The 21,765-nt window shown below is 72.1% G+C and carries 21 protein-coding genes and 2 pseudogenes; 15 read left to right on the forward strand and 8 right to left on the reverse strand.

Annotated features, from left to right (window positions below; translation table 11 throughout):
* Positions 1–473 (reverse strand): annotated as a pseudogene (locus GTW43_RS12835) (regulator); the annotation flags it as partial.
* Between the two features lie 221 nt (positions 474–694).
* Between GTW43_RS12835 and lipB the strand changes: the two are divergent.
* The 4 genes from lipB (at position 695) to GTW43_RS12855 (ending at position 3,792) form a co-directional block, all read left to right on the forward strand.
* Complete coding sequence (gene lipB / locus GTW43_RS12840) at positions 695–1,498, forward strand: lipoyl(octanoyl) transferase LipB (RefSeq protein ID WP_161301787.1); 804 nt, start codon at positions 695–697, stop codon at positions 1,496–1,498.
* A 113-nt stretch (positions 1,499–1,611) separates the two neighbouring features.
* Positions 1,612–2,577: a lipoyl synthase gene (gene lipA / locus GTW43_RS12845; RefSeq protein WP_161301788.1), complete on the forward strand. Its 966-nt coding sequence runs from the start codon at positions 1,612–1,614 to the stop codon at positions 2,575–2,577.
* Positions 2,578–2,835: 258 nt separating this feature from the next.
* Positions 2,836–3,033 (forward strand): hypothetical protein, encoded by a 198-nt coding sequence (locus GTW43_RS12850; RefSeq protein ID WP_161301789.1) that lies wholly within the window; start codon positions 2,836–2,838, stop codon positions 3,031–3,033.
* 57 nt (positions 3,034–3,090) lie between these two features.
* Positions 3,091–3,792, forward strand: coding sequence for a DUF4191 domain-containing protein (locus GTW43_RS12855; RefSeq protein WP_161301790.1), 702 nt, complete (start codon positions 3,091–3,093; stop codon positions 3,790–3,792).
* A gap of 188 nt (positions 3,793–3,980) precedes the next feature.
* Here the strand turns inward: GTW43_RS12855 and GTW43_RS12860 are convergent, their stop codons facing one another.
* Positions 3,981–4,448, reverse strand: coding sequence for an RDD family protein (locus tag GTW43_RS12860; RefSeq protein WP_161301791.1), 468 nt, complete (start codon positions 4,446–4,448; stop codon positions 3,981–3,983).
* Between the two features lie 193 nt (positions 4,449–4,641).
* Here GTW43_RS12860 and glnA point away from each other — a divergent pair, with 193 nt between their 5' ends.
* Positions 4,642–6,066, forward strand: coding sequence for a type I glutamate--ammonia ligase (gene glnA / locus GTW43_RS12865; protein WP_161301792.1), 1,425 nt, complete (start codon positions 4,642–4,644; stop codon positions 6,064–6,066).
* A 258-nt stretch (positions 6,067–6,324) separates the two neighbouring features.
* On the opposite strand, the gene GTW43_RS12870 is transcribed toward glnA, so the two are convergent.
* The 4 genes from GTW43_RS12870 to GTW43_RS12885 form a co-directional block, all read right to left on the reverse strand.
* Entirely contained in the window at positions 6,325–6,873 is a 549-nt protein-coding gene (locus tag GTW43_RS12870) for a CbrC family protein (RefSeq protein ID WP_237536566.1), read from the reverse strand.
* Positions 6,874–7,254: 381 nt separating this feature from the next.
* Positions 7,255–7,821, reverse strand: coding sequence for a Uma2 family endonuclease (locus GTW43_RS12875; protein ID WP_161301794.1), 567 nt, complete (start codon positions 7,819–7,821; stop codon positions 7,255–7,257).
* A gap of 134 nt (positions 7,822–7,955) precedes the next feature.
* Positions 7,956–9,302, reverse strand: coding sequence for a DUF2252 domain-containing protein (locus tag GTW43_RS12880; protein ID WP_161301795.1), 1,347 nt, complete (start codon positions 9,300–9,302; stop codon positions 7,956–7,958).
* Between the two features lie 12 nt (positions 9,303–9,314).
* Positions 9,315–9,767, reverse strand: a complete 453-nt coding sequence (locus GTW43_RS12885; protein ID WP_161301796.1) for a hypothetical protein — start codon at positions 9,765–9,767, stop codon at positions 9,315–9,317.
* 117 nt (positions 9,768–9,884) lie between these two features.
* Here GTW43_RS12885 and GTW43_RS12890 point away from each other — a divergent pair, with 117 nt between their 5' ends.
* Positions 9,885–11,090 carry a winged helix DNA-binding domain-containing protein gene (locus tag GTW43_RS12890; protein ID WP_161301797.1) on the forward strand — a complete coding sequence of 402 codons (1,206 nt, stop codon included), beginning with the start codon at positions 9,885–9,887 and terminating at the stop codon, positions 11,088–11,090.
* Positions 11,091–11,202: 112 nt separating this feature from the next.
* Here the strand turns inward: GTW43_RS12890 and GTW43_RS12895 are convergent, their stop codons facing one another.
* Positions 11,203–11,484 carry a hypothetical protein gene (locus tag GTW43_RS12895; RefSeq protein ID WP_161301798.1) on the reverse strand — a complete coding sequence of 94 codons (282 nt, stop codon included), beginning with the start codon at positions 11,482–11,484 and terminating at the stop codon, positions 11,203–11,205.
* 124 nt (positions 11,485–11,608) lie between these two features.
* Here GTW43_RS12895 and GTW43_RS12900 point away from each other — a divergent pair, with 124 nt between their 5' ends.
* The 7 genes from GTW43_RS12900 to GTW43_RS12925 all read left to right on the forward strand — a co-directional run bounded on the left by GTW43_RS12900 (position 11,609) and on the right by GTW43_RS12925 (position 17,615).
* Complete coding sequence (locus tag GTW43_RS12900) at positions 11,609–11,989, forward strand: arsenate reductase family protein (RefSeq protein WP_161301799.1); 381 nt, start codon at positions 11,609–11,611, stop codon at positions 11,987–11,989.
* Between the two features lie 89 nt (positions 11,990–12,078).
* Positions 12,079–13,110 (forward strand): glutamine synthetase, encoded by a 1,032-nt coding sequence (glnII, locus tag GTW43_RS12905; protein WP_161301800.1) that lies wholly within the window; start codon positions 12,079–12,081, stop codon positions 13,108–13,110.
* Between the two features lie 8 nt (positions 13,111–13,118).
* Entirely contained in the window at positions 13,119–13,325 is a 207-nt protein-coding gene (locus GTW43_RS38010) for a hypothetical protein (RefSeq protein ID WP_237536565.1), read from the forward strand.
* Positions 13,326–13,421: 96 nt separating this feature from the next.
* On the forward strand, positions 13,422–14,009 hold the full coding sequence (locus GTW43_RS12910; protein WP_161301801.1) for a winged helix-turn-helix domain-containing protein: 588 nt from the start codon (positions 13,422–13,424) through the stop codon (positions 14,007–14,009).
* Positions 14,010–14,142: 133 nt separating this feature from the next.
* Positions 14,143–15,408: a sensor histidine kinase gene (locus tag GTW43_RS12915; protein ID WP_161301802.1), complete on the forward strand. Its 1,266-nt coding sequence runs from the start codon at positions 14,143–14,145 to the stop codon at positions 15,406–15,408.
* Positions 15,393–16,052, forward strand: coding sequence for a response regulator transcription factor (locus GTW43_RS12920; protein WP_161301803.1), 660 nt, complete (start codon positions 15,393–15,395; stop codon positions 16,050–16,052). The genes GTW43_RS12915 and GTW43_RS12920 overlap by 16 nt, the downstream gene beginning before the upstream one ends.
* A 57-nt stretch (positions 16,053–16,109) precedes the next feature.
* On the forward strand, positions 16,110–17,615 hold the full coding sequence (locus tag GTW43_RS12925) for a DUF1996 domain-containing protein (RefSeq protein ID WP_161301804.1): 1,506 nt from the start codon (positions 16,110–16,112) through the stop codon (positions 17,613–17,615).
* Positions 17,616–17,701: 86 nt separating this feature from the next.
* Here GTW43_RS12925 and GTW43_RS12930 read toward each other — a convergent pair whose 3' ends face one another.
* Entirely contained in the window at positions 17,702–18,130 is a 429-nt protein-coding gene (locus GTW43_RS12930; RefSeq protein ID WP_161301805.1) for a hypothetical protein, read from the reverse strand.
* A gap of 166 nt (positions 18,131–18,296) precedes the next feature.
* On the opposite strand from GTW43_RS12930, the gene GTW43_RS12935 reads away from it, so the two are divergent.
* Entirely contained in the window at positions 18,297–21,410 is a 3,114-nt protein-coding gene (locus GTW43_RS12935; RefSeq protein WP_161301806.1) for an alpha-N-acetylglucosaminidase, read from the forward strand.
* 38 nt (positions 21,411–21,448) lie between these two features.
* Positions 21,449–21,765, forward strand: a pseudogene (locus GTW43_RS37495) (hypothetical protein); the annotation flags it as partial.

A 21,765-nucleotide genomic window follows, 5' to 3' on the forward strand; every position in this document is an offset into this window, starting at 1 on the left:
ACCCGGGGCGGGGCCTCGCCCCGGGCGACCCGCTCGTCGGCGCGGCCGATCAGCCAGTCCCGGCTGGGCACGACGAGCCCGGCCGGGGTGAAGGCGATCTTGCGGAGCTCGGCGTGACTGCCGGAGTCCTTGCGCCACAGGCCGCTGACGATGTCGACGGCCTCCTCGGGCGACGCGGCGAACTCCAGGCCGGCGTACACGGGCGCGCACGCGTCGAGCCCGAGGTCCTGGGCGGACAGCCGGCGCCCGAGCCGCCTCGTGAAGACCTCGGCGATCAGCGCGGGTGTGGTGCCGCGCGGCTGCTGGCCGCGCAGCCACCGGGTCACGGACGTCTTGTCGTAGCGCAGGTCGAGACCGTGTTCCAGACCGAGCTGGTCGACGCGGCGGGCGAGCCCCGCGTTGGAGAAGCCCGCCTCCGCGATGAGCGCGGCGAGCGGGCGGTTCGGTGTGCGCTGCGGAGGTCGTTCCGTCATCAGCTGTGCGGTCTCCTGCCTTCCGGGCCGTGCTGCAGCCCCCTTGGAACGGCGCGAATTTAGCGGCGATACCACCTCGGGACGGGGTCTTCGCGGGGCCTTCATCCGATCGTGTGACGATGGGACGGAGTCACTGACGGATCGGCCCGCGATCCGGGCGCCGTACAGTGGCTCGGGGCGCGATATATGCACGGTGAAGGTTTTTAAGGGAGGCACTTGCCGTGAGTGAGTTCCGGTTCGTCCGCATGGGGTTCGGTGCGGACATGGTCGAGTACCAGGTCGCCTGGGACGAGCAGCGCCGTGTGCACGCCGCCCGTTTCGCCGACGAGGTGCCCGACACCTGTCTGCTCCTGGAGCACCCGCCGGTGTACACGGCGGGCCGCCGCACGGCCCCGGAGGAGCGTCCGCTGGACGGCACCCCCGTGATCGACGTGGACCGCGGCGGCAAGATCACCTGGCACGGTCCCGGCCAGCTGGTCGGTTACCCGATCCAGAAGCTGCCCCGCCCGGTGGACGTGGTCGCGCACCTGCGCCGCCTCGAGGACGCGATGATCGCGGTCTGCGCCGAGTTCGGCGTGACGGCGGCCCGCGTCGAGGGCCGGGCCGGCGTCTGGGTGCTCGGCGATCCGATCGGGGAGCGTACGGGCCTCGGCGGGCTGTCACTCGACTTCGACCCGCGCCTGAGCAGCGAGGACGAGGAGTTCGACCACCGCCTGGTCGGCCCCGAGTACGCGCCGTCGAACGCGGGCCAGCGCCACGAGGACCGCAAGATCTGCGCGATGGGCATCCGCGTCGCGAAGGGCGTCACGATGCACGGCTTCGCGCTGAACGTGAACCCGGACACCTCGAACTTCGACAAGATCATCCCGTGCGGCATCCGCGACGCCGGCGTGACCTCGCTCTCGTACGAGCTGGGCCGCACGGTCACGATGGACGAGGTGCTGCCGGTCGCGGAGAGGCATCTCCAGGACGTCCTCGGGAACGCGGATCTCAAGCCGCGCGCCGTCGAGAAGGCCTCGGCCTGACCCCACCGGGGGAATGCGCCCCACCGGCCAGAGGTTGGCCACCCGTGAGGGCCATGAACATCACGGGCGTACCCTGATGTACGCCGAGGAATCAAAGCTTTAGGGAGCCGGTCGTGTCCGCAGTCGCACCCGACGGACGCAAGATGCTGCGCCTGGAGGTCCGCAACAGCCAGACCCCCATCGAGCGCAAGCCCGAGTGGATCAAGACCCGGGCGAAAATGGGCCCCGAGTACACGAAGATGCAGAACCTCGTGAAGTCCGAGGGCCTGCACACGGTCTGCCAGGAGGCGGGCTGTCCCAACATCTACGAGTGCTGGGAGGACCGCGAGGCCACGTTCCTCATCGGCGGTGACCAGTGCACGCGGCGCTGCGACTTCTGCCAGATCGACACCGGCAAGCCCGAGGCCCTCGACCGCGACGAGCCGCGCCGCGTCGGCGAGTCCGTCGTCACGATGGACCTGAACTACGCCACGATCACCGGCGTCGCCCGTGACGACCTGGAGGACGGCGGCGCCTGGCTGTACGCGGAGACGGTCCGCCAGATCCACGCGCAGACCGCCGAGCGCGCCGACGGCCGCACGAAGGTCGAGCTCCTGGCCCCGGACTTCAACGCGGTGCCGGAGCAGCTGGCCGAGGTCTTCTCGTCCCGCCCCGAGGTCTTCGCGCACAACGTGGAGACGGTGCCGCGCATCTTCAAGCGCATCCGCCCCGGCTTCCGCTACGACCGCTCGCTCCAGGTCATCACCCAGGCCCGCGAGTACGGCCTGGTGACGAAGTCGAACCTGATCCTCGGCATGGGCGAGACCCGCGAGGAGGTCTCCGAGGCGCTGCGCCAGCTGCACGAGGCCGGCTGCGAGCTGATCACGATCACGCAGTACCTGCGTCCGTCGGTGCGCCACCACCCCGTGGAGCGCTGGGTCAAGCCGCAGGAGTTCGTCGAGCTCAAGGACGAGGCCGAGCAGATCGGCTTCTCGGGCGTCATGTCGGGCCCGCTGGTCCGGTCCTCGTACCGCGCCGGCCGCCTGTACCAGATGGCCATCGAGAAGCGGGGCTCCTACGTCGCCTCACAGGCGGTCTGAGCCCCGACCGTGTGAATTCACGCACAAGGCGTTACCGGTCAGTAGTGGCCGGAACGGCGCGGCCCCGGCCGTCCCCGCAGCTGAGGGGACCGTCGGGGCCGCGCCGCTGTTCCGGGCGCCCACATCCAGGCTTCATGGGCGTTTGACCGTCCGGACACGGCCTGGTAACACCAGTGAGTGACCCTGAAATCACGCCTCGTGCACCCCGTGCCGACAGGGGCCCACGCCGTGATCCGCTCCCGAGGGGGGACCTCAGCCATGCAGGCCGCGCCCGTTCGCGCCACCGCCATCCCGACCGTCACCGACGCCCTGCGTGCCGTGGAGTCGCTCCTCATGAGCGGCGGCCAGCGGCACGCCCGCCGCAACGCCTGGACCTCCGTCCTCGAGGACCGCCGTCGCGCCAAGGACCGGGTCGAGGCCCAGCGCGTCCTCGAAGCGGTCGCCTCCGAGGGCTGACCGGAGCCGACCCACCTCGGGGCTCGTGCCGGTTCCCCGGACACGTAGACTTCAAGCATGGCGAGGAAGGAACCTGCAGCGGACGCTGCGAACCCCGGGCGACTCAAGCAGATCGCTCTGACCTACAAGATGACCCGCAAGGCCGATTCGAAGATCGGTCTTGTACTCGCGGCTGTGGGAATCGTCACCTTCGGTGTCTTCCTCGCGATCGGCTTCCTGATCGGTCACCCCATCTATCTCGGGATTCTGGGCTTCGTGCTCGCCTTCCTCGCGATGGCGATCGTCTTCGGCCGCCGGGCCGAGCGGGCGGCCTTCGGTCAGATGGAGGGCCAGCCGGGCGCGGCGGCCGCGGTGCTCGACAACGTCGGACGCGGCTGGGCCACGACCCCGGCGATCGCGATGAACCGCAGCCAGGACGTCGTGCACCGCGCGGTCGGCAAGGCCGGCATCGTGCTCGTCGCCGAGGGCAACCCGAACCGGGTGAAGTCCCTGCTCGCGGCCGAGAAGAAGAAGATGGCCCGGATCGTCTCCGACGTCCCGGTCCACGACATCATCGTGGGCGACGGCGAGGGCCAGACCCCGCTGAAGAAGCTCCGCACCACCATGCTGAAGCTGCCCCGGGTGCTCACCGGGCCGCAGGTGACCGCGACCAACGACCGGCTGCGGGCCATGGGTGACCTGATGTCGAACATGCCGCTGCCGAAGGGGCCGATGCCGAAGGGTATGCGGATGCCCAAGGGCGGCGGGCGGGGGCGCTAGCCGCTGTCGTACCCGAACTCATGGCGCCCTGAGCCGTTCGGCTCGGGGCGCCTTTTCGTGTGCGGGGTGAGACTGCGTCGGCGGGTGCGGGCCGGTGGGGGCTGGTCGCGCAGTTCCCCGCGCCCCTGGAAGGCAGCGGCTTCGCCGCGGGGCGCGACCAGCCCCCACCGGCCGTCAGCCGGCCACGGTCAGATACGGACCTCTACGGACCTCGCCAGCCGGTCGTGCAGGCCCCGCCCGTCCCGGTCCCAGACGAGCGCCGGGACGGCCAGGCACAGCAGCACGGAGCGGGCCAGGACCCGGCCGGCGCCGAGGCGGCCGCCCGCCTCCGAGACGACCCGCAACCCGAACAGCCGCTTCCCCGGCGTGGAACCGATCGTCCCCACCGTGAGCACGCTGAGCACGAAGAAGATGAGCAGCGCCCAGTTGCTGGTCGCCTGGTCGTAGCCGTGCGTGACCAGGCCGTATGCGATCAGCAGACACAGCGCCCAGTCCACGGCGAGCGCCCCGACGCGACGGCCGGGCCGGGCGATGGAACCCGGGCCGCTCTCGGGCAGACCGAGCTGCTCGCCCCGGTATCCGAACTCCGCGCCCGACTGTTCCAGGGCCTCGCGGGGCCCGGACAGCCACGATCCCATTGCTTCCCTCTTGTCCACGCTTCCACGGTACTGGCAGCGCCACGAACGGAGGCTCCGGCCCCCGCTCCGGTTAACTTCGGCGAAACAAATGGGTCATGCTTGAGAAATCCCGCCTGCCTAAGGTCGGGTCCGAGCGTGTGCCACCGCACCGGCCGCACGACCGAGCTGCAGCAACCCCGCCCCTCCCCGGGCCGGGAGTAGGAGGAGTTGGATGTCCGAGAAGCACGGGTTCCAGAACGCCGAAGAGGTCCAGAAGTTCATCAAGGACCAGGACGTCAAGATGGTCGACGTCCGGTTCTGTGACCTTCCGGGCGTGATGCAGCACTTCTCGATCCCGGCGACGGCGTTCGACCCCTCCGAGGAGCTGGCCTTCGACGGTTCGTCGATCCGTGGCTTCCAGGCGATCCACGAGTCGGACATGGCGCTGCGCGCGGACCTGACGACGGCGCGGGTCGACCCGTTCCGCAAGGACAAGACGCTCAACATCAACTTCTTCATCCACGACCCGATCACGGGCGAGCAGTACAGCCGCGACCCGCGCAACATCGCGAAGAAGGCGGAGGCGTACCTGGCCTCCACCGGGATCGCCGACACCGCGTTCTTCGGCCCCGAGGCCGAGTTCTACGTGTTCGACTCGGTCCGCTTCGAGACCTCGGCGAACCAGGGCTTCTACCACATCGACTCCGAGGCCGGCGCCTGGAACACCGGTGCGGTGGAGAACAACCGCGGCTACAAGGTCCGCTACAAGGGCGGCTACTTCCCGGCTCCCCCGGTCGACCACTTCGCCGACCTGCGCTCGGAGATCTCCCTGGAGCTGGAGAACGTCGGCCTGCAGGTCGAGCGCCAGCACCACGAGGTCGGCACCGCCGGCCAGGCCGAGATCAACTACAAGTTCAACACGCTGCTGGCCGCGGCCGACGACCTGATGCTCTTCAAGTACATCGTGAAGAACGTCGCCTGGCGCAACGGCAAGACCGCGACCTTCATGCCGAAGCCGATCTTCGGTGACAACGGCTCGGGCATGCACGTCCACCAGTCCCTGTGGGCCGGCGGCGAGCCCCTCTTCTACGACGAGCAGGGCTACGCGGGCCTGTCGGACACCGCCCGCTACTACATCGGCGGCATCCTCAAGCACGCCCCGTCGCTGCTCGCCTTCACCAACCCGACGGTGAACTCCTACCACCGTCTGGTGCCGGGCTTCGAGGCGCCGATCAACCTGGTGTACTCGCAGCGCAACCGCTCCGCGGCCATGCGCATCCCGATCACCGGCTCGAACCCGAAGGCCAAGCGCGTCGAGTTCCGCGCCCCGGACCCGTCCTCGAACCCGTACCTCGCCTTCTCGGCGCTGCTCCTCGCGGGCCTCGACGGCGTGAAGAACAAGATCGAGCCGGCCGAGCCGATCGACAAGGACCTCTACGAGCTGGCTCCCGAGGAGCACGCGAACGTCGCCCAGGTCCCGACCAACCTCGAGGCCGTCCTGCACGCCCTGGAGGACGACAACGAGTACCTCCAGGCGGGCGGCGTCTTCACGTCCGACCTGATCGAGACGTGGATCGACTACAAGCGCACGCAGGAGATCGCCCCGATCCAGCTGCGCCCGCACCCGCACGAGTTCGAGCTGTACTTCGACCTCTAAAGATCAGGTCCGGGCGACCTGGGAGGGTTGCCGGAAACAAGCGTTTCAGTGAGGGCTGCCACCCCGATTTCGGGGTGGCAGCCCTCACTCGTTCCGGCATCGTCCTCTCGCGCTCCCGGGCGAGCGCGCACCGAAGCCACGGAGTACATCACGATGATCGCGTAGTCGCCGTCGGGGTGTCGAAAGACCACCGCTGAAGCAGTCGTCATCTGGGGCGCACCCACCAGTCGGCGCGTAAGCCTCACGGCGTCCCTGTTGTCAGGTGAAGTCGGCGTAGGCCAGCCATGCACCACAGATCCGACACTCAAATGCGTAGCCCGTCGGCTGCCCGTCTTTGTCCAGGGACGACATGAAGTGGTCGACCTGGGCAGGCGCACGTCTGTACCTGTCGAGGTCGGCTTCGATCGCGGCAATGGCATCGGGGTGCGGCGCGAGTTCAGCCGCACCGGCGTGACCGCGGAAGATGGCCCCGTCGCCACAATGGGTCAGCCAGCGTTCCTGCTGCCAGCCGGAGAACCCGGGTGTCCGCTGCTCGATGGCACGCACCGTGTCCAGTGGTACGACGCCTTCGACCTCGGTGAACTGCGCCCCGAACCGCTCGGCTGCGCTGCCGTCAGCGATGCACCAGGGACACAGTTCTTCATCGATCTCGTCGACCGCATATACGGGGCCGAGGTAGATGAAGCCGCGAACTCGTTCGCAACAGATACATTCCGTGTCCGAGGGAGCAATCGATCCCGTCGCCACTGGATCAGGGTGATAGGGGAAATCCGGCAGTGCTTGTGTGTCGTCATGCGTGTCCGTCAACGACCTTCGCCCTCCTGCGTATCGTCCAGCTCCGCGACACCGCGTCGGACGCCGGGTCCCGAGCTGGTATGCCTCGACCCACCGCAGTGCAGCGCTCTCCCAGTCGGCGACATCATGCGCCACCGCGCGAAGCAGCCGGTAACGGGCGAGCTGAGGCAGCCCCTCCGCTTCGTGCCGGGTCATCGGCGGAACGGGGCGACTGAAAGCCGCTGGGATCCCCGTGCATCTCGTACGTACGCGCGACAGGCCCAAGAGTCAACCGCCGCGGTGTGCCATCTTCACTGCTCAGCCGGAGCTTCACCGGGAGGAGCTGGACGTTGACGGGCTGCCCCACCATCACGGGGTATCGGTGACACGGCGATCGCCGCCCTGTGACCGGCCTCAGATCGCTCCGAGGTCGACCGTGAGATTGAAGGGTGCGACGGCCTTGACGGTGCCGGTGAACACGGCGCTGTCCCGGTAGGTCTTGCCGGCGGGGTCCAGGACGTAGGTGTAGACGATGGGGAGGCCTGTGGCGGCCTGCTCGACGCGCCAGTAGAAAGGGATCCCGGCTTTCGCGTACTGCTCGACCTTGACGATCCGGTCGGTGGTCTCCGAGCCGGGGGAGACGACTTCGATGACCAGGAGGACGTGTTCGGGGCGCGTGGGATTGAGGTCGATGGTGTCGGCCCGGTACACGGTGACGTCGGGGCGCCGGTTGGTGAGGGGAACATCCTGGAGGCGCACGTCGAAGTCGGTGTCAGCGTTCCAGTCCGCGCCGGCGGCTTCGTCCAGGGCGTTGGCCAGGACGCGGGCCAGCCGATTGTGTCGCTTGGACGCGCTCGGGCTCACTACGACCATCCCGTCCACGATCTCGATGCCTGCACACTGTTCCTCGGTCCAGGAGTCGTACTGCTCCGCGCTGATCTGCGTGTGCATCCAGTCGGGTGCGACCATCTCGGCGGTCATGGCGTGCCTCCCTCGCGGGTGCTCGGCGATTCCCCTGCAGCTCGGCCCAGCCTACTGTTCCCGGCGAGCCAGGGACGGCCCGCTCAGGTGCGTCGCCTCCAGCCCGACTCAGCTCCGTTCTCCACATCATCGGGTCAGGTGCCGGGGGCGGCCGTCAGGACGCCGGTGGAGATCGCGCTGCGCAGGGCCGCGTGGTCGCGGACCGTCTGCTCGGCGTAGTGCAGGGCGAAGGCGGCGACGGCCCGGTCGAAGGTGTCGGAGCGGCCCAGGTAGCCCGCGATAGCGATGCGGTCGCCGGAGCGGGCGTGGGCGCGGGACAGTGCGGTGCCGCACAGGCGGGCGTAGGCGAGGAGTTCCTCGGGGCGCATGACGCCGACGTCCGCGGAGCCCTTCATGTCGCGCAGCTGGCGCCAGTAGAAGGCGCGGCCCTGGGGGCCGGTCATCCAGCCGAGGAAGATGTCGCTCGCCGCCTGGAGCAGCCGCTGGCCGGAGACGACGCGGTGGCCGGGGTGCAGGTAGGGGCCGTGGTACGGGGTGTGCTCCTCGACGACGGAGCGGGTGGCCTCCTTGATCTGGAGGAAGAGCGGGTCGTCGGCGTCGCGCCCGGCGAGGAGCACGATGAAGCAGCGGGTGCCGACGCTGCCGATGCCGACGGCCTTGCGGGCGGCGTCCACGAACCGGTACCGGTCGAGGAGCCGGCGGCGGTCCTCGGCGAGCGTGGAGCGGTAGTCGCCGAACATCTTGCGGATCGCGGCGGCGTCGGTGACGCCGGCCGGCTGGAGCAGCGGCGGGTCGTGGACGATGCGGCGGCGGCCGTCGGGCGTGGTCTCGGTGAGTTTGGCGAGGGCGTGGAGGCTGGTGCGCCGGGTGGCCCGGGTCAGGGTGTGCTCGGCCCGGCGCCGGTGGCGGGCCGAGCGGATCAGCGGGAGCAGCGCGTGGGCGTCGATCCGCTCGTACCAGACGGCGAGTTCGCCGAGGCCGGCCAGGCGGCGCAGGTCGGTGCGGTAGGCGGCGGTGGCGGCGAGGGCCGCGCGGTGGGCCTGGCGGTCGGTGTGGCCGTTGTCGCGGGCGGCGACGGCCACGGAGGCGGCGAGGCGCTTGACGTCCCATTCGAAGGGGCCGGGGTAGGTCTCGTCGAAGTCGTCGAGGTCGAAGAGCAGGGACCGCTCGGGCGAGGCGAACAGGCCGAAGTTCAACAGGTGGGCGTCGCCGCAGAGTTGGACGGTGAGACCGGTGTCGGGTATCGCCGCGAGGTCACCGGCCATGACGGCCGCCGAGCCGCGCAGGAACGCGAAGGGGCTCGCCGCCATCCGTCCGTAGCGGACCGGGAGGAGGTCGGGGAGGCGGTCGACGCCCTGGCGTTCGAGGACGACGACCGGGTCGGTGCGGTCCGCGGCCGGGATCCAGGGGCCGTGCGCGGAGCGGGAGAGGCGTTTGCGGACGCGCTTGCCGTGGGCGGCACGCTCGGCGGGGCTGGTCATGGCCGCCGTCGGTCAGTGGCGCAGCGCGCGGTCGAGGGTGGCCTCGACGTCGCCGTCGAGGGAGCGGTGGCTGCGGGCGGTCGCCTTCTTCGACCTGCCCGCGCCGACCCGGTCCACCCGCAGGGCGACGCTGTCGAGGCGGTTGCCGCCCTGGTCCCGGAAGGTGACGACGACCAGGTAGGACCGGGTGGACGAGGCGCCGTTGGTCACGGTGACGGGCACCGTGGCGCGGCCGTCGTCCCGGGTCACGTCGCCGAGCCGCACGTCCTTCTTCGCGTCGGCGGCGTCCTTGAACCCGTCGACCTTCTTCTGCACCTCGGCCGTCGCCGACGCCACCACCTCGGCGGCCCTGGACGCGGCGTCGGAGGGGCCGTCGCCGTCGGAGCAGCCGGCCGCGCCGAGGAGGAGGGCCGTCGCGAGCAGGGCCGCGCCCGTGCCGCGCACGGCGTCCCGTGCCACCGCCATCTGGACCACCTCCGCCGGACCGACCGCCACTGCCGCTCGTCCCAGTCAACGGTCCGCCGCCGGGAGGCCGCATGCCACGGGCGGCAATCAGGTGACCGGTCCGGCAGGATGACGGCCATGACGGTCAGTCCCGCACGGCACATCGGTACCGAGGAACGGCGCGCCCGGCTCGCGCGCGCCCACCGCCTGAGCCCGGACGCGCGCGCCGGGCACGCGGAGGACGTCGCCCGTTCGCTGGTGGCGCTGCACGGCACGGACCCGGCGACGGTGTACCTCGCGGCCGGGGCGCGGCTCGTGGACGCCGGCGGCACCGTGGCGGACGTGGAGCGGGCGCTGTACGAGGACCGGTCGCTGGTGCGGATGCACGGGATGCGGCACACCGTGTTCGTGTTCCCGGCGGAGCTGGCCGCGACGGTGCACGCGTCGACGGGGCTCGCCGTCGCGGCGAAGGCGCGGTCCGGCCTGCTCAAGGACATCGTGAGCGGCAGCGACGGGCGGCTCACGCCCGCGTGGCTGGCCGAGGTCGAGGCCTCGGCGCTGGCGGCCCTGGAGCGGCGCGGCCAGGCCACGGTCACCGAACTCACGCAGGACGAGCCGCGGTTGACGGAGCGGTTCACGTACGGGCGGGGGAAGAGCTACGAGGCGGAGCAGACCGTGTCGTCGCGGCTGATGCGGGTGCTCGGGGTCGAGGGGCGGGTCGTGCGGGGGCGGCCGCTCGGGTCCTGGACGTCGACGCGGTTCCGCTGGGCGGTGGCCCCGCCGCACCCGGAGATCGAGGTCGCCGAGGCGCAGTCGGAGCTGATGCGGCGCTGGCTCGCCGCGTGCGGGCCCGCGACGGAGGGCGACCTCGTCTGGTGGACGGGGTGGAAGGTGTCCGACGTGCGGCGGGCGCTCGCGGCGGTGGGTGCGGTGGCGGTGTCCCTGGACGGGGGCGGCACGGGGCATGTGCTGCCAGGCCTGGTGGACGCGCCGGACGAGGTCGCACCCTGGGCGGCGCTGCTGCCGGCGCTCGATCCGACGGCCATGGGGTGGCGGGAGCGGGACTGGTACTGCCCGGACGGCCTGCGGGCCGCACTGTTCGACCGGAGCGGGAACATCGGTCCGACGGTGTGGTGGGGCGGGCGGATCGTGGGCGGGTGGGGGCAGCGCGCGGACGGAGAGGTCGTGTTCCGCCTGCTGGCGGACGGGGCGGACGGGGCGGTCGGGCGGGAGGGGGTGGCGGCCGTCGAGGCGGAGGCCGAGCGGGTGACGGCCTGTCTGGGCGGGGTCCTGGTGACGCCGCGCTTCCGTACGCCGCTGGAGCGGGAGCTGGCGGCGCGGTGACCGTGGGATGCGGCCCCGCGCCCGCGAGAGGCTCCACCGGAGCGCACCCGGCGACGCAGGAACCGGCACCGGGTCGGAACCCGGTGCCGGTTCGGCCGAGGCACGCGTCGGCTCAGCGCGCGTACCTCATCAGCGTGCGGACCATGTGGCACGTCGTGTCCGACGGCGGCCGGATCCCGATGAGCTCGGCGGTCGCACGGATCCGCCGGTTGTGGGCGTGCTGCGGAAGGTAGACGCCCGAGTCGAGCAGGGCTATCGCGAGACGCATGGCCTTCAGGCGTCGGTTGTGGGTGATGTACCAGTCACGGGGCCGCCCCGCGGGGAGCGGCCTCTTGGCGAGCGGTGCGTACGGCAGATCGAACAGCGCGGGTGCGGCAGTGGCGGTCACAGGCATCCTCCTGTCGCGGAGCCGAGAGCCCCCGAAGCTCTCGAACACTGCTTCTATTCTACTGCGGACCACTGACAAAAGCCGCTGGCCAGACGGCACTTGAGCGGATGCCGGGGACTACCCTGGGGCCATGGAGATCTGGATCAACCCCGCCTGTTCCAAGTGCCGCAGCGCCCTCACGCTGCTCGACGCGGAGGGCGCCGACTACACCGTCCGCCGGTACCTGGAGGACGTGCCGGACCCGGACGAGATCCGGGCCGTCCTCGACCGGCTCGGCCTGGAGCCGTGGGACATCACGCGCACCGGCGAGGCCGTCGCGAAGGAGCTCGGGGTCGCCCGGTGGCCGAAGGACGCGGGCAGCCGCGACCGCTGGGTCGAGGCACTCGCCGCACACCCCCGGCTGATCCAGCGCCCGATCATCACGGCCGAGGACGGCACCGCCGTGGTGGGCCGCAGCGAGGAGGCCGTACGGGACGCACTGGGCCGCGGGAAGCCGGCGCGCGGCCGGTAACACGGGGTTCACCGACGGGCAACGGGCGGGAAATCGCCCGTTGACAGGCTGCGGGCCAGACAGTCACCGCTCCCTAAGGACGTAGCCCCGTGACCTTCAAGGCTGAGTACATCTGGATCGACGGCACCCGGCCGACGGCCAAGCTCCGTTCCAAGACGAAGATCGTCGCGGGCACGCCGGGCGGCCCGGAGACGCTGCCGGTCTGGGGCTTCGACGGATCGTCGACGAACCAGGCCGAGGGCCACGCCTCCGACCGCGTGCTGCGGCCGGTCGCGGTGTACCCGGACCCGATCCGCGGCGGCGACGACGTGCTCGTCATGTGCGAGGTCCTCAACATCGACATGACGCCGCACGAGTCGAACACCAGGGCCGCGCTGGCCGGGACCGAGGAGAAGTTCGGCGCGCAGGAGCCGGTCTTCGGGATCGAGCAGGAGTACACGTTCTTCGAGGGCGAGCGCCCGCTCGGCTTCCCGGTCGGCGGCTTCCCCGCCGCGCAGGGCGGCTACTACTGCGGCGTCGGCACCGACGAGATCCACGGCCGCGACGTCGTCGAGGCGCACCTGGACAACTGCCTCAAGGCGGGCCTCGGCATCTCCGGCATCAACGCCGAGGTCATGCCGGGCCAGTGGGAGTTCCAGGTCGGCCCGCTCGCCCCGCTGGAGGTCTCCGACCAGCTGTGGGTGGCCCGCTGGCTGCTCTACCGCACCGCCGAGGACTTCAACGTCTCCGCGACCCTCGACCCGAAGCCGGTGAAGGGCGACTGGAACGGCGCGGGCGCGCACACCAACTTCTCCACGAAGGCGATGCGCGAGGGTTACGACGCGATCATCACCGCCTGCGAGTCGCTCGGCGAGGGCTCCAAGCCGATGGACCACGTGAAGAACTACGGCGCCGGCATCGACGACCGGCTGACCGGCCTGCACGAGACCGCGCCGTGGAACGAGTACTCGTACGGCGTCTCGGACCGCGGTGCCTCGGTGCGCATCCCGTGGCAGGTCGAGAAGGACGGCAAGGGCTACATCGAGGACCGCCGCCCGAACGCCAACGTCGACCCGTACGTCGTGACGCGGCTGCTCGTCGACACCTGCTGCTCGGCGCTGGAGAAGGCCGGACAGGTCTGATTCCGGCCATGAACGGGCCGGTTCGGCCGTGGGCGCCCGCTCGCATCGCGGGCGCCCTCTTGTTCTCGGGTTCCATCTGCTTCAATAAGGGCATGGCCGACTTCCAGAACACCAGCGCGCAGGGTCGTCACGACCTCGAGCCGTTCTGGCCGTCCCGTCAGCACCACGATTTCGACCGGGTGTGTTGCCGCGCGGTGAACGCGCAGGCCCTCTAAAGCCGTCCCCGTCCGCACGGGTCGCACGGCCTCCGGTCGGCGCGCACGACGTACGTCCTCTCCAGACGGCCTCTCGCGCGAAAGAGTTGACCACTCATGGCACATGCCCGCCCGCTCTCCGTTGCCCCCTCTCCCACCGCCACGCCCGCCGCGCCCGCCCGGCACCGGCTGCGCGCCGTGGAGCAGGACGAGGTGGCACCGCCCGCCCCGCAGCTCGACGTCTCCGCGTTCCTGCCGCCCGGCGCCACGCTGCTGCCCGCCCCGCCGCACACGTTGCCCGCGCTGCCGGGCCGGCCGCCGATGATCGGCTACCTCGTCCTCGTCCCCGCCGACCAGCAGCCGCTGCTGCCCGAGCCGGCCCCGCCCCGGACGCCCGCCGCGGCCGGCGGCGACGCCCTGATCAGCATCGACGGGGACGAGCGCACCGCCACCGTCGACGGCCGGCCGCTCGATCTCACCTACCTGGAGTTCGAGCTGCTCGCGCACCTCGTCGCCCATCCGCACCGGGTGCACACCCGCGACCAGCTCGTCACCACCGTGTGGGGCTACGGGCACGTGGGCGACGGCCGCACCGTCGACGTCCACGTCGCCCGGCTGCGCCGCAAGCTGGGCGCCGAGCACCGCAGGACGATCCAGACCGTGCGCCGCGTCGGCTACCGGTACACACCGCCCGCCGGCCGCTGACCCGGGCGGCCCCGCCGGGCCGGGGTGTACCTGGTGACACCCCGGCCCGGGTGCCGTTCCCACTGACGGCGGCCCCGTCCAGCGCCCACACTGGGAGGGACGGATCGGCCGGTGGACGGGAACGGAGACACGGATGGGTACGAGGGCGCGGAGCACCCTCCTTGCGGGGCTGCGGGCACTGGCCCTGGCCGTGGTCGGGCTCGCCGGTTCGGTGACGCTGTTCGTCGTGACCGTCCTGTCGCTCGCCTTCATCCTGCTCGGGGTCGGCGCCCTGACCACGCCCTGGGTGCTGCAGCTCGTGCGGCACTGGGCGAACTGGCGGCGGGCCGTCGCCGCCGAGTGGTGCGGGGTGCGCATCCCGGCCACGTACCGGCCGTTCCCGGACGATCTGCGGACCGGTGTCATCGGGCAGCTGGAGCGCTGCCGGCTGATGCTCGCGGACCCGGCGACCTGGCGTGACCTGCGGTGGCTGCCGGTCGACATGATCGCGGGGTTCGTGACGGCCCTGGTGCCCGCGGCGCTGGTCTTCTACCCGGTCGAGGGGCTGGTGATCGCGGCCGGGCTGTGGCGGGTCTTCACCGACGGCACGCACGTCGGCTACTGGTACGGGTTCGTGCCGATCGCCGGCCAGGGCACCGCGCTGCTCGCCGGGCTGCTGGCGGCGGTGCTGCTCGCGACCGGCCTGTTCGTGACGCCCGCGCTGCTCAAGGTCCACTTCCAGCTGACGCGGGCGGTGCTCGCGCCCTCCGACGGTGAACTCGCCGAGCGGGTACGGGTGCTGACCGAGACCCGCAAGGACGCGGTGGACACCTCCGCGGCCGAACTGCGGCGCATCGAGCGGGATCTGCACGACGGGGCGCAGGCCAGGCTCGTCGCGATGGGCATGGACCTCGGGACCGTCGAGGCGCTGATCGAGAAGAACCCGCAGAAGGCGAAGGAGATGGTCGCGCGGGCCCGGCAGTCCTCCGCCGACGCACTGACCGAACTGCGCGACCTGGTGCGCGGCATCCATCCGCCGGTGCTGGCCGAGCGCGGGCTCGGCGACGCCGTGCGGGCGCTGGCGCTGCGCATGCCGGTGCCCACCGAGGTCGGCGTGGACGCGGCGGGGCGGGCCGACGCCCCGGTCGAGTCGGCGGCCTACTTCGCGGTGAGCGAGGCCCTCGCCAACGCGGTCAAGCACGCGGGCGCCGACCGGATCTGGGTGGACATCCGGCACGACGCGGGGCAGCTGCGGATCGCGGTCACGGACAACGGCCGGGGCGGTGCCACGGTCGGCGCGGGCGGCGGCCTTGCCGGGATCGAGCGGCGGCTGGGTACATTCGACGGTGTCCTCGCCGTCAGCTCCCCCGCGGGCGGTCCGACCATGGTGACCATGGAGATCCCTTGCGTGTTGTCGTAGCCGAAGACCTGTTCCTGCTGCGGGACGGTCTGGTGCGGATGCTGGAGGCCTTCGACTTCGAGATCGCGGCGGCCGTCGAGAGCGGGCCCGAGCTCACCAAGGCGCTGGCCGAGCTGGACCCCGACGTCGCCGTCGTCGACGTACGGCTGCCGCCCTCGCACACCGACGAGGGCCTGCAGTGCGCGCTCGCGGCGCGGCGGGCCCGGCCCGGGCTGCCGGTCCTGGTGCTGTCCCAGCACGTGGAGCAGTTGTACGCGCGCGAGCTGCTCGCGGACGGGAACGGCGGGGTCGGATATCTGCTGAAGGACCGGGTGTTCGACGCCGAGCAGTTCGTCGACGCGGTGCGCCGGGTCGCGGCGGGCGGGACGGCGATGGATCCGACGGTGATCCAGCAGCTGCTGTCGCGGCGGGAGGCGCAGCAGCCGCTCGGCGGGCTCACCCCGCGCGAGCTGGAGGTCCTCGAACTGATGGCGCAGGGCCGGTCCAACGCGGCGATCGCCGGACAGCTGGTGGTCACCGAGCGGGCCGTCGCCAAGCACACCTCGAACATCTTCCTCAAGCTCGGGCTGCCCGTCTCGGACGACGACAACCGCCGGGTGCTGGCCGTGATCGCCTATCTGGACCGGGGCGCCGGGACGTCCTGACGGCCTTGATTCCAGGGCCCGTTGAACACACGGGCCCCTTCTTCCGTACGTAGTCCCATGGGACGCACCTCAAGGAAAAGGCGCTCTTCGCTGGCGACGCGCATGACCGTCGCGTCGGCCGCGCTGCTCCTCGGCGGCGGCGGGCTGGCCGCGGTCAACGTGTACGCGTCGGCCCACGAGGAACCGGGCGGCGCACAGCAGCGGACGGCGCAGGACGCGACGGGAGCCGCACAGCGGCAGGTGGCCACGATCGACTGCCCGGACGTCGGGACGGCGCTGCCCGACGTGCCGGACGGCGCGCGCGGCCCGGTCGACGGTGAACTGGCCGCACTCGACACACAGATCACCGAGGCGTATCAGCGGCTCGCGGACAACCGGGACGCCGCCGCGCGGGACCCGCGGTTCGTGCAGAACAGCATTCTCGGCCCGCTGAAGGACAAGCGGGGCGCCGCGCTGGGCCGGATCGGCGAGGACATCCGGCGGGCCGGGGGCCGTCCGCCGCAGGGGATCGACGGCATGGCCGCGTGCACGGGCCGCGCCTCCGACCAGCCGCAACAACCGCAGCAGCCGCCGCAGTCGGGGCAGCCGGAAGAGCCCGGGCAGTCCGGGACGCCGCAGCCGTCCGGGTCGGGCGCGCCGCCGCAGGGCGGGGACCAGGGCGGCGGGGACCAGGGCAACGGCCCCGACGCGAGCGACTTCGTCGACATCCGCTCGGTCCAGCCGAACGTGCGCACCGCGCCGAACCGGCGCGGCGCCTCCCGCGGCACCTTCACCACCAAGTGCGGCGTCAACGAGAACGGCAAGTTCAACCCGGACAACGTCATCGTCGCGCCCGGTGTGAGCAACGGCGCCCACCACATGCACGACTACGTCGGCAACCAGGCCACCGACGCCTTCGCGAGCGACGACGACCTCGCGGCCGGCGACACCAGCTGCCGCAACCGGGGCGACCGGTCCACGTACTACTGGCCGGTGCTGCGGCTGCAGAACGGCACGGACGAGAACGACGCGGGCGCCGACGGCGGCGGCAAGGACCAGAACGTGGGCGAGATCCGGACCCCGTCGTCCGTGACGCTCACGTTCGACGGGAACCCGGCGGGCAAGGTCGTGCCGATGCCACGCTTCCTGCGCATCATCACGGGCGACGCCAAGGCCTTCACCAACGGCGACGCGAACGCCAACGCCTCGTGGAGCTGCACCGGCTTCGAGGACCGGCAGCTGAAGGACAAGTACCCGATCTGTCCCGAGGGTTCGAAGGTCGTGCGCAGCTTCCGCTTCCAGAGCTGCTGGGACGGCGCGAACACCGACAGCGCCAACCACCGGACCCACGTGTCCTTCGAGGACCCGGCGACCGGCGCCTGCCCGCAGGGCTTCAAGGCCATCCCGCAGCTCGTGCAGCGGATCGTGTACGACGTGCCGCCGGGTCCCGGCTTCGCCGTCGACTCGTTCCCCGAGCAGCTGCACAAGCCGGTGACCGACCACGGCGACTTCATCAACGTCTTCGACGACCGGCTGATGCGGCGGGTCGCCGCCTGCATCAACCGCGGCGACCGCTGCACCTGAGCCCCTCCCCTCGTCTCCTCGCCCCACCCGGGTCCGCTGCGCGGCGGGCTCGGCCGGGACCCGTGTGCCCACCGACCACCTGCAGGTCAGTGGGCGCCCTCCTCGTGACCCCCACCGCTCCTCCCCGAGTGGTGCGAGGAGGACCGTTCCACGGTCCCGCCGAGCCGGCCGCGCAGCTCCGTCATGAGCGGCTCGGGGCCGACGGCGACCCAGCGGCGGCCGACGAGGAAGGTGCCGCCGTAGTCGTCCGCGGTGTCCAGCCACTCGGCCTGGCCGCGGTCGGTGGCGAAGGTGGCCAGGATCCATCGGTCGTCGCCGTTCCCGCAGCCGGCCTGGCGCAGTTCGGCCGCGTCGGTCTGGACGTCGGGGGTGCAGCCGGCCCGGTGGGCGAGCTGTTCGAGGGTGCCGGTGGCCACGCGCGGGGCGTGCACCTCGGGCTGCTCGTCCCCCGCCGTGCAGCCGGCCGCGGCGGCGAGCGCCCCGGCCAGCACCAGTCCCGTCAGCGTCTTCCTCATCGGTACTCCCCTGGTTCGTCGTGCGTGATGCGTGCCGTGTCCCGTGGCGGGTCGTCCGGCCCGGGAGCAGCGACACGTTCCCGCCGACTCCGCGCGCACCGTTGAGCACCCGCGTCCCTCCCGTTAGCGTGCGCCGCACCATTCGCGACGCAGGGGGGTTCCACGCATGTCCGCACCGACACGGCGCACGGTTCTCGGCACGGCGGGGGCCGTCGGGCTCGGTACGGCCCTCGCGGGCCGGTCCGTCCCGGCGGCCGCGCAGGCCGCTCCCGCAGTGGATACGTCGGCGGCCCGCGCCGCGCTCAAACGGCGACTGCCGCACCACGCCGGGCAGTTCGAGCTGAGACTGACGCCCGCTCAGGGGGCGTCCGGCGCCGACCGCTTCCGGGTGTCCGGGGAGCGGGGCCGCATCCGGGTCACGGGGACGACCCCGGCCGTGCTGCTCGCGGGCGTCCACTGGTACCTGAAGTACACGTGCGGGGCGCACATCGCCTGGAACGGCGACCAGCTGGACCTGCCGGACCGGCTGCCCGCGCCGGGGCGGCCGGTGGAGCGGTCGACGGCGCTCCCCCACCGGTTCGCGCTGAACGACACCAACGACGGGTACACCGCGCCGTTCGCCGGCTGGGCTTACTGGGAGCGGATGATCGACGTCCTCGCGCTGCACGGCTGCAACGAGGTGCTGGTCGTCGCGGGCATGGAGGCGGTCTACCACCGGGTCCTGAAGGACTTCGGGTACAGCGACGAGGAGGCGCGGGCCTGGCTGCCCGCGCCGTCGCACCAGCCGTGGTGGCTGCTGCAGAACCTGTCCGGGTACGGCGGCCCGCTGTCGCCCGAGGTGATCGCGGACCGGGCCGCGCTGGGCGCGCGGATCACCCGCAGGCTGCGCGAGCTCGGCATGCGGCCGGTGCTGCCCGGCTACTACGGGCACGCGCCGAAGGGCTTCGTGGAGCGCAACGGCGGGGACGCGCACGTCGTGCCGCAGGGCACCTGGCACGGCTTCGAGCGGCCGGACTGGCTGGACCCGCGCACGGACGCCTTCGCGCAGGTCGCGAACTCCTTCTACCGGCACCAGAAGGACGTGTTCGGGGAGGCCGACGCGTTCAAGATGGACCTGCTGCACGAGGGCGGTACCGCCGGCGACGTGCCCGTCGGGGACGCGGCGCGCGGCGTCGAGAAGGCCCTGCGCGCGAACAGGCCGGGCGCCACCTGGGTGATCCTCGGCTGGGAGGCGAACCCGCTGCCCGCGCTCCTCGACGCGATCGACAAGAAGAAGATGCTGATCGTGGACGGCGTCTCCGACCGGTACTCGACCGTCACCGACCGGGAGAAGGACTGGGGCGGAACCCCGTACGCGTTCGGCACGATCCCCAACTTCGGCGGGCGCACCACGATCGGGGCCCGCGCGCACATCTGGAACGAGAAGTTCTTCGCGTGGCGCGACAAGGGGGACAGCGCGCTCACGGGCACGGCGTACATGCCGGAGGGCACGGACCGGGACCCGGCCGCGTTCGAGCTGTGGTCCGAACTGGCGTGGACGGACGACCGGTTGGACCTGCCCGCGTGGTTCGCGGGGTACGCGGACCTGCGGTACGGGCGGCGCGACAAGGACGCCCGCGCCGCGTGGCAGGCGTTGCAGGAGACCGCGTACCGGCACACGGCGCGCGAGCGGTCCGACCCGCACGACTCGCTGTTCGCGGCGCGGCCCGACCTGGCGGCGGACAAGGCCGCGTACTACGCGCCGAACGCCCTCGCCTACGATCCGGCCCGCTTCGACGCGGCGCTCACCGGGCTGCTCGGGGTGGCGGGGAGCCTGAGACGCAGCGCCGCGTACCGCTACGACCTGGTGGACGTGGCCCGGCAGGCACTCGCGCACCGCAGCCGGCAGCTGCTGCCCCAGCTGGAGTCGGCGTACGCGGCGAAGGACGCGGCCGCGTTCAGGGCGCTGTCGGCGCTGTGGCTGAAACTGATGCGGCTGTCGGACGACGTGACGGGCACCGTCCCGGCGTTCCTGCTCGGCCCCTGGATCCAGGACGCGCGGGCGATGGCGACGAGCGAGGCGGAGCGCGCCGAGTTCGAGCGCTGCGCGAAGGTGCTGCTGACGGTGTGGGGCGACCGGGCGACGTCCGACCCGGGGCATCTGCACGAGTACGCCAACCGCGAGTGGCACGGTCTGACGGCGGACTTCTACCTGCCGCGCTGGCAGAAGTGGCTGGACGCGCTCCAGGACGCGCTGGCGGCGGGCCGGGAGCCGGACGCGGTCGACTGGTTCGCGTTCGAGGAGCCATGGACGCGGGAGCGCAAGGACTATCCGCTGCGGCCGTACGGGGACGCGTACCGGACGGCGGCCCGGGTGCACGACGTCCTGGCGCGGGCCCCGTACCAGGGCGCGCTGACCGTGACGGCGGAGCCGGCCGCGCTCCCGCCGGGCGGGCACGCGCGCGTGGCGGCCACGTTCCGCAACGTCAACGGGCTGCGGGCGACAGGCCGGGTCGACTTCACGCTGAAGGGCATCGACGCGTCGCCGCAGGGCGCGACCTCGCTGCCGCGCGTGGCCCCGGCGGGCGAGGGCACGGTGGCCTGGCGGGCGGACACCCCGGGCACCCCGCTGGACCGGCCGCTGCGCCCGCTGCCGTACACGCTCGACGTGGCGTACGGGCCGCAGGGCGAGGACCGGATCACGTACGGGCACCGCGGGACGCTGTTCGAGGCGGGACCGCTGGACGAGGGCTGGCGGACGTACACGGGGAACGCCGCCGTGTTCGGGCAGTTGGCGGACCGGTTCGCGATCGACGGTGGCGGTTCGGACCTGTGGAAGGGCACGACGGAGTTCGGCACGGCGTACCGCGCGGGGGCCTTCGCGGACGGGTCGCAGGTGCGGCTGCGGGTGGACGCGCAGGCGGCGACCGGGGCGTGGGCGCGCTGCGGGATCATCGTGCGCAACGCGCTGGACGAGCCGGGCGCGCGGGGCTTCGTGAACCTGTCGGTGACGCCGTCGAACGGTGTGGTGCTCTCCTACGACGCGAACGGCGACGGCACGCTGGACACGTACCAGCGGATCACGGGGGTCGAGGCCCCGGTGCTGCTGCGGCTGACCCGCACCGGAGGGTCGTACACGGGGGCGTGCTCGACGGACGACGGGGCGACGTGGCGGACGGTCGCGACGGTGGCGGTGCCGGGCGCGGCGGCGGCGCAGGACGTCGGCCTGTTCATGAGCGCGACGAACGGGGGCAACGGGACGCGCGGCACGGTGGAGTTCAGCGGCTGGCAGCTCTCCTGAAACTGTGACCATCGCACGAGTCACTCGTTCTGCTGAATGTGCCGTCTCAGCAGTCACCCTCAGCCGCACCGCCCCCGGACCCGCCGGCGGGCCCGTCCGCCGACGGGTCCGCCGGGCCCGCCGGACCTGCCGGGCTCCAGGGGTCCGTGGGGTCCGTCGACGTCGACGTCGAGCAGGCCGAGGCCGCGCTCGTCGAGCACTACCCGCGCCTGGTCCGGCTCGCGTACCTGGTGCTGCCGCCGTCCCTCGGCCGCAACCGCCGGGTGCTGACCGCGCACGCCGTCACGCAGCGGGCGCTGCCGCGCGGCCGGACCGGGACGGCGCCCCCCGTGGTGCCCGCGCCGCGCGGCGGTCC

The organism is Streptomyces sp. SID5785 (genome assembly GCF_009870065.1).
Lineage (GTDB): Bacteria > Actinomycetota > Actinomycetes > Streptomycetales > Streptomycetaceae > Streptomyces.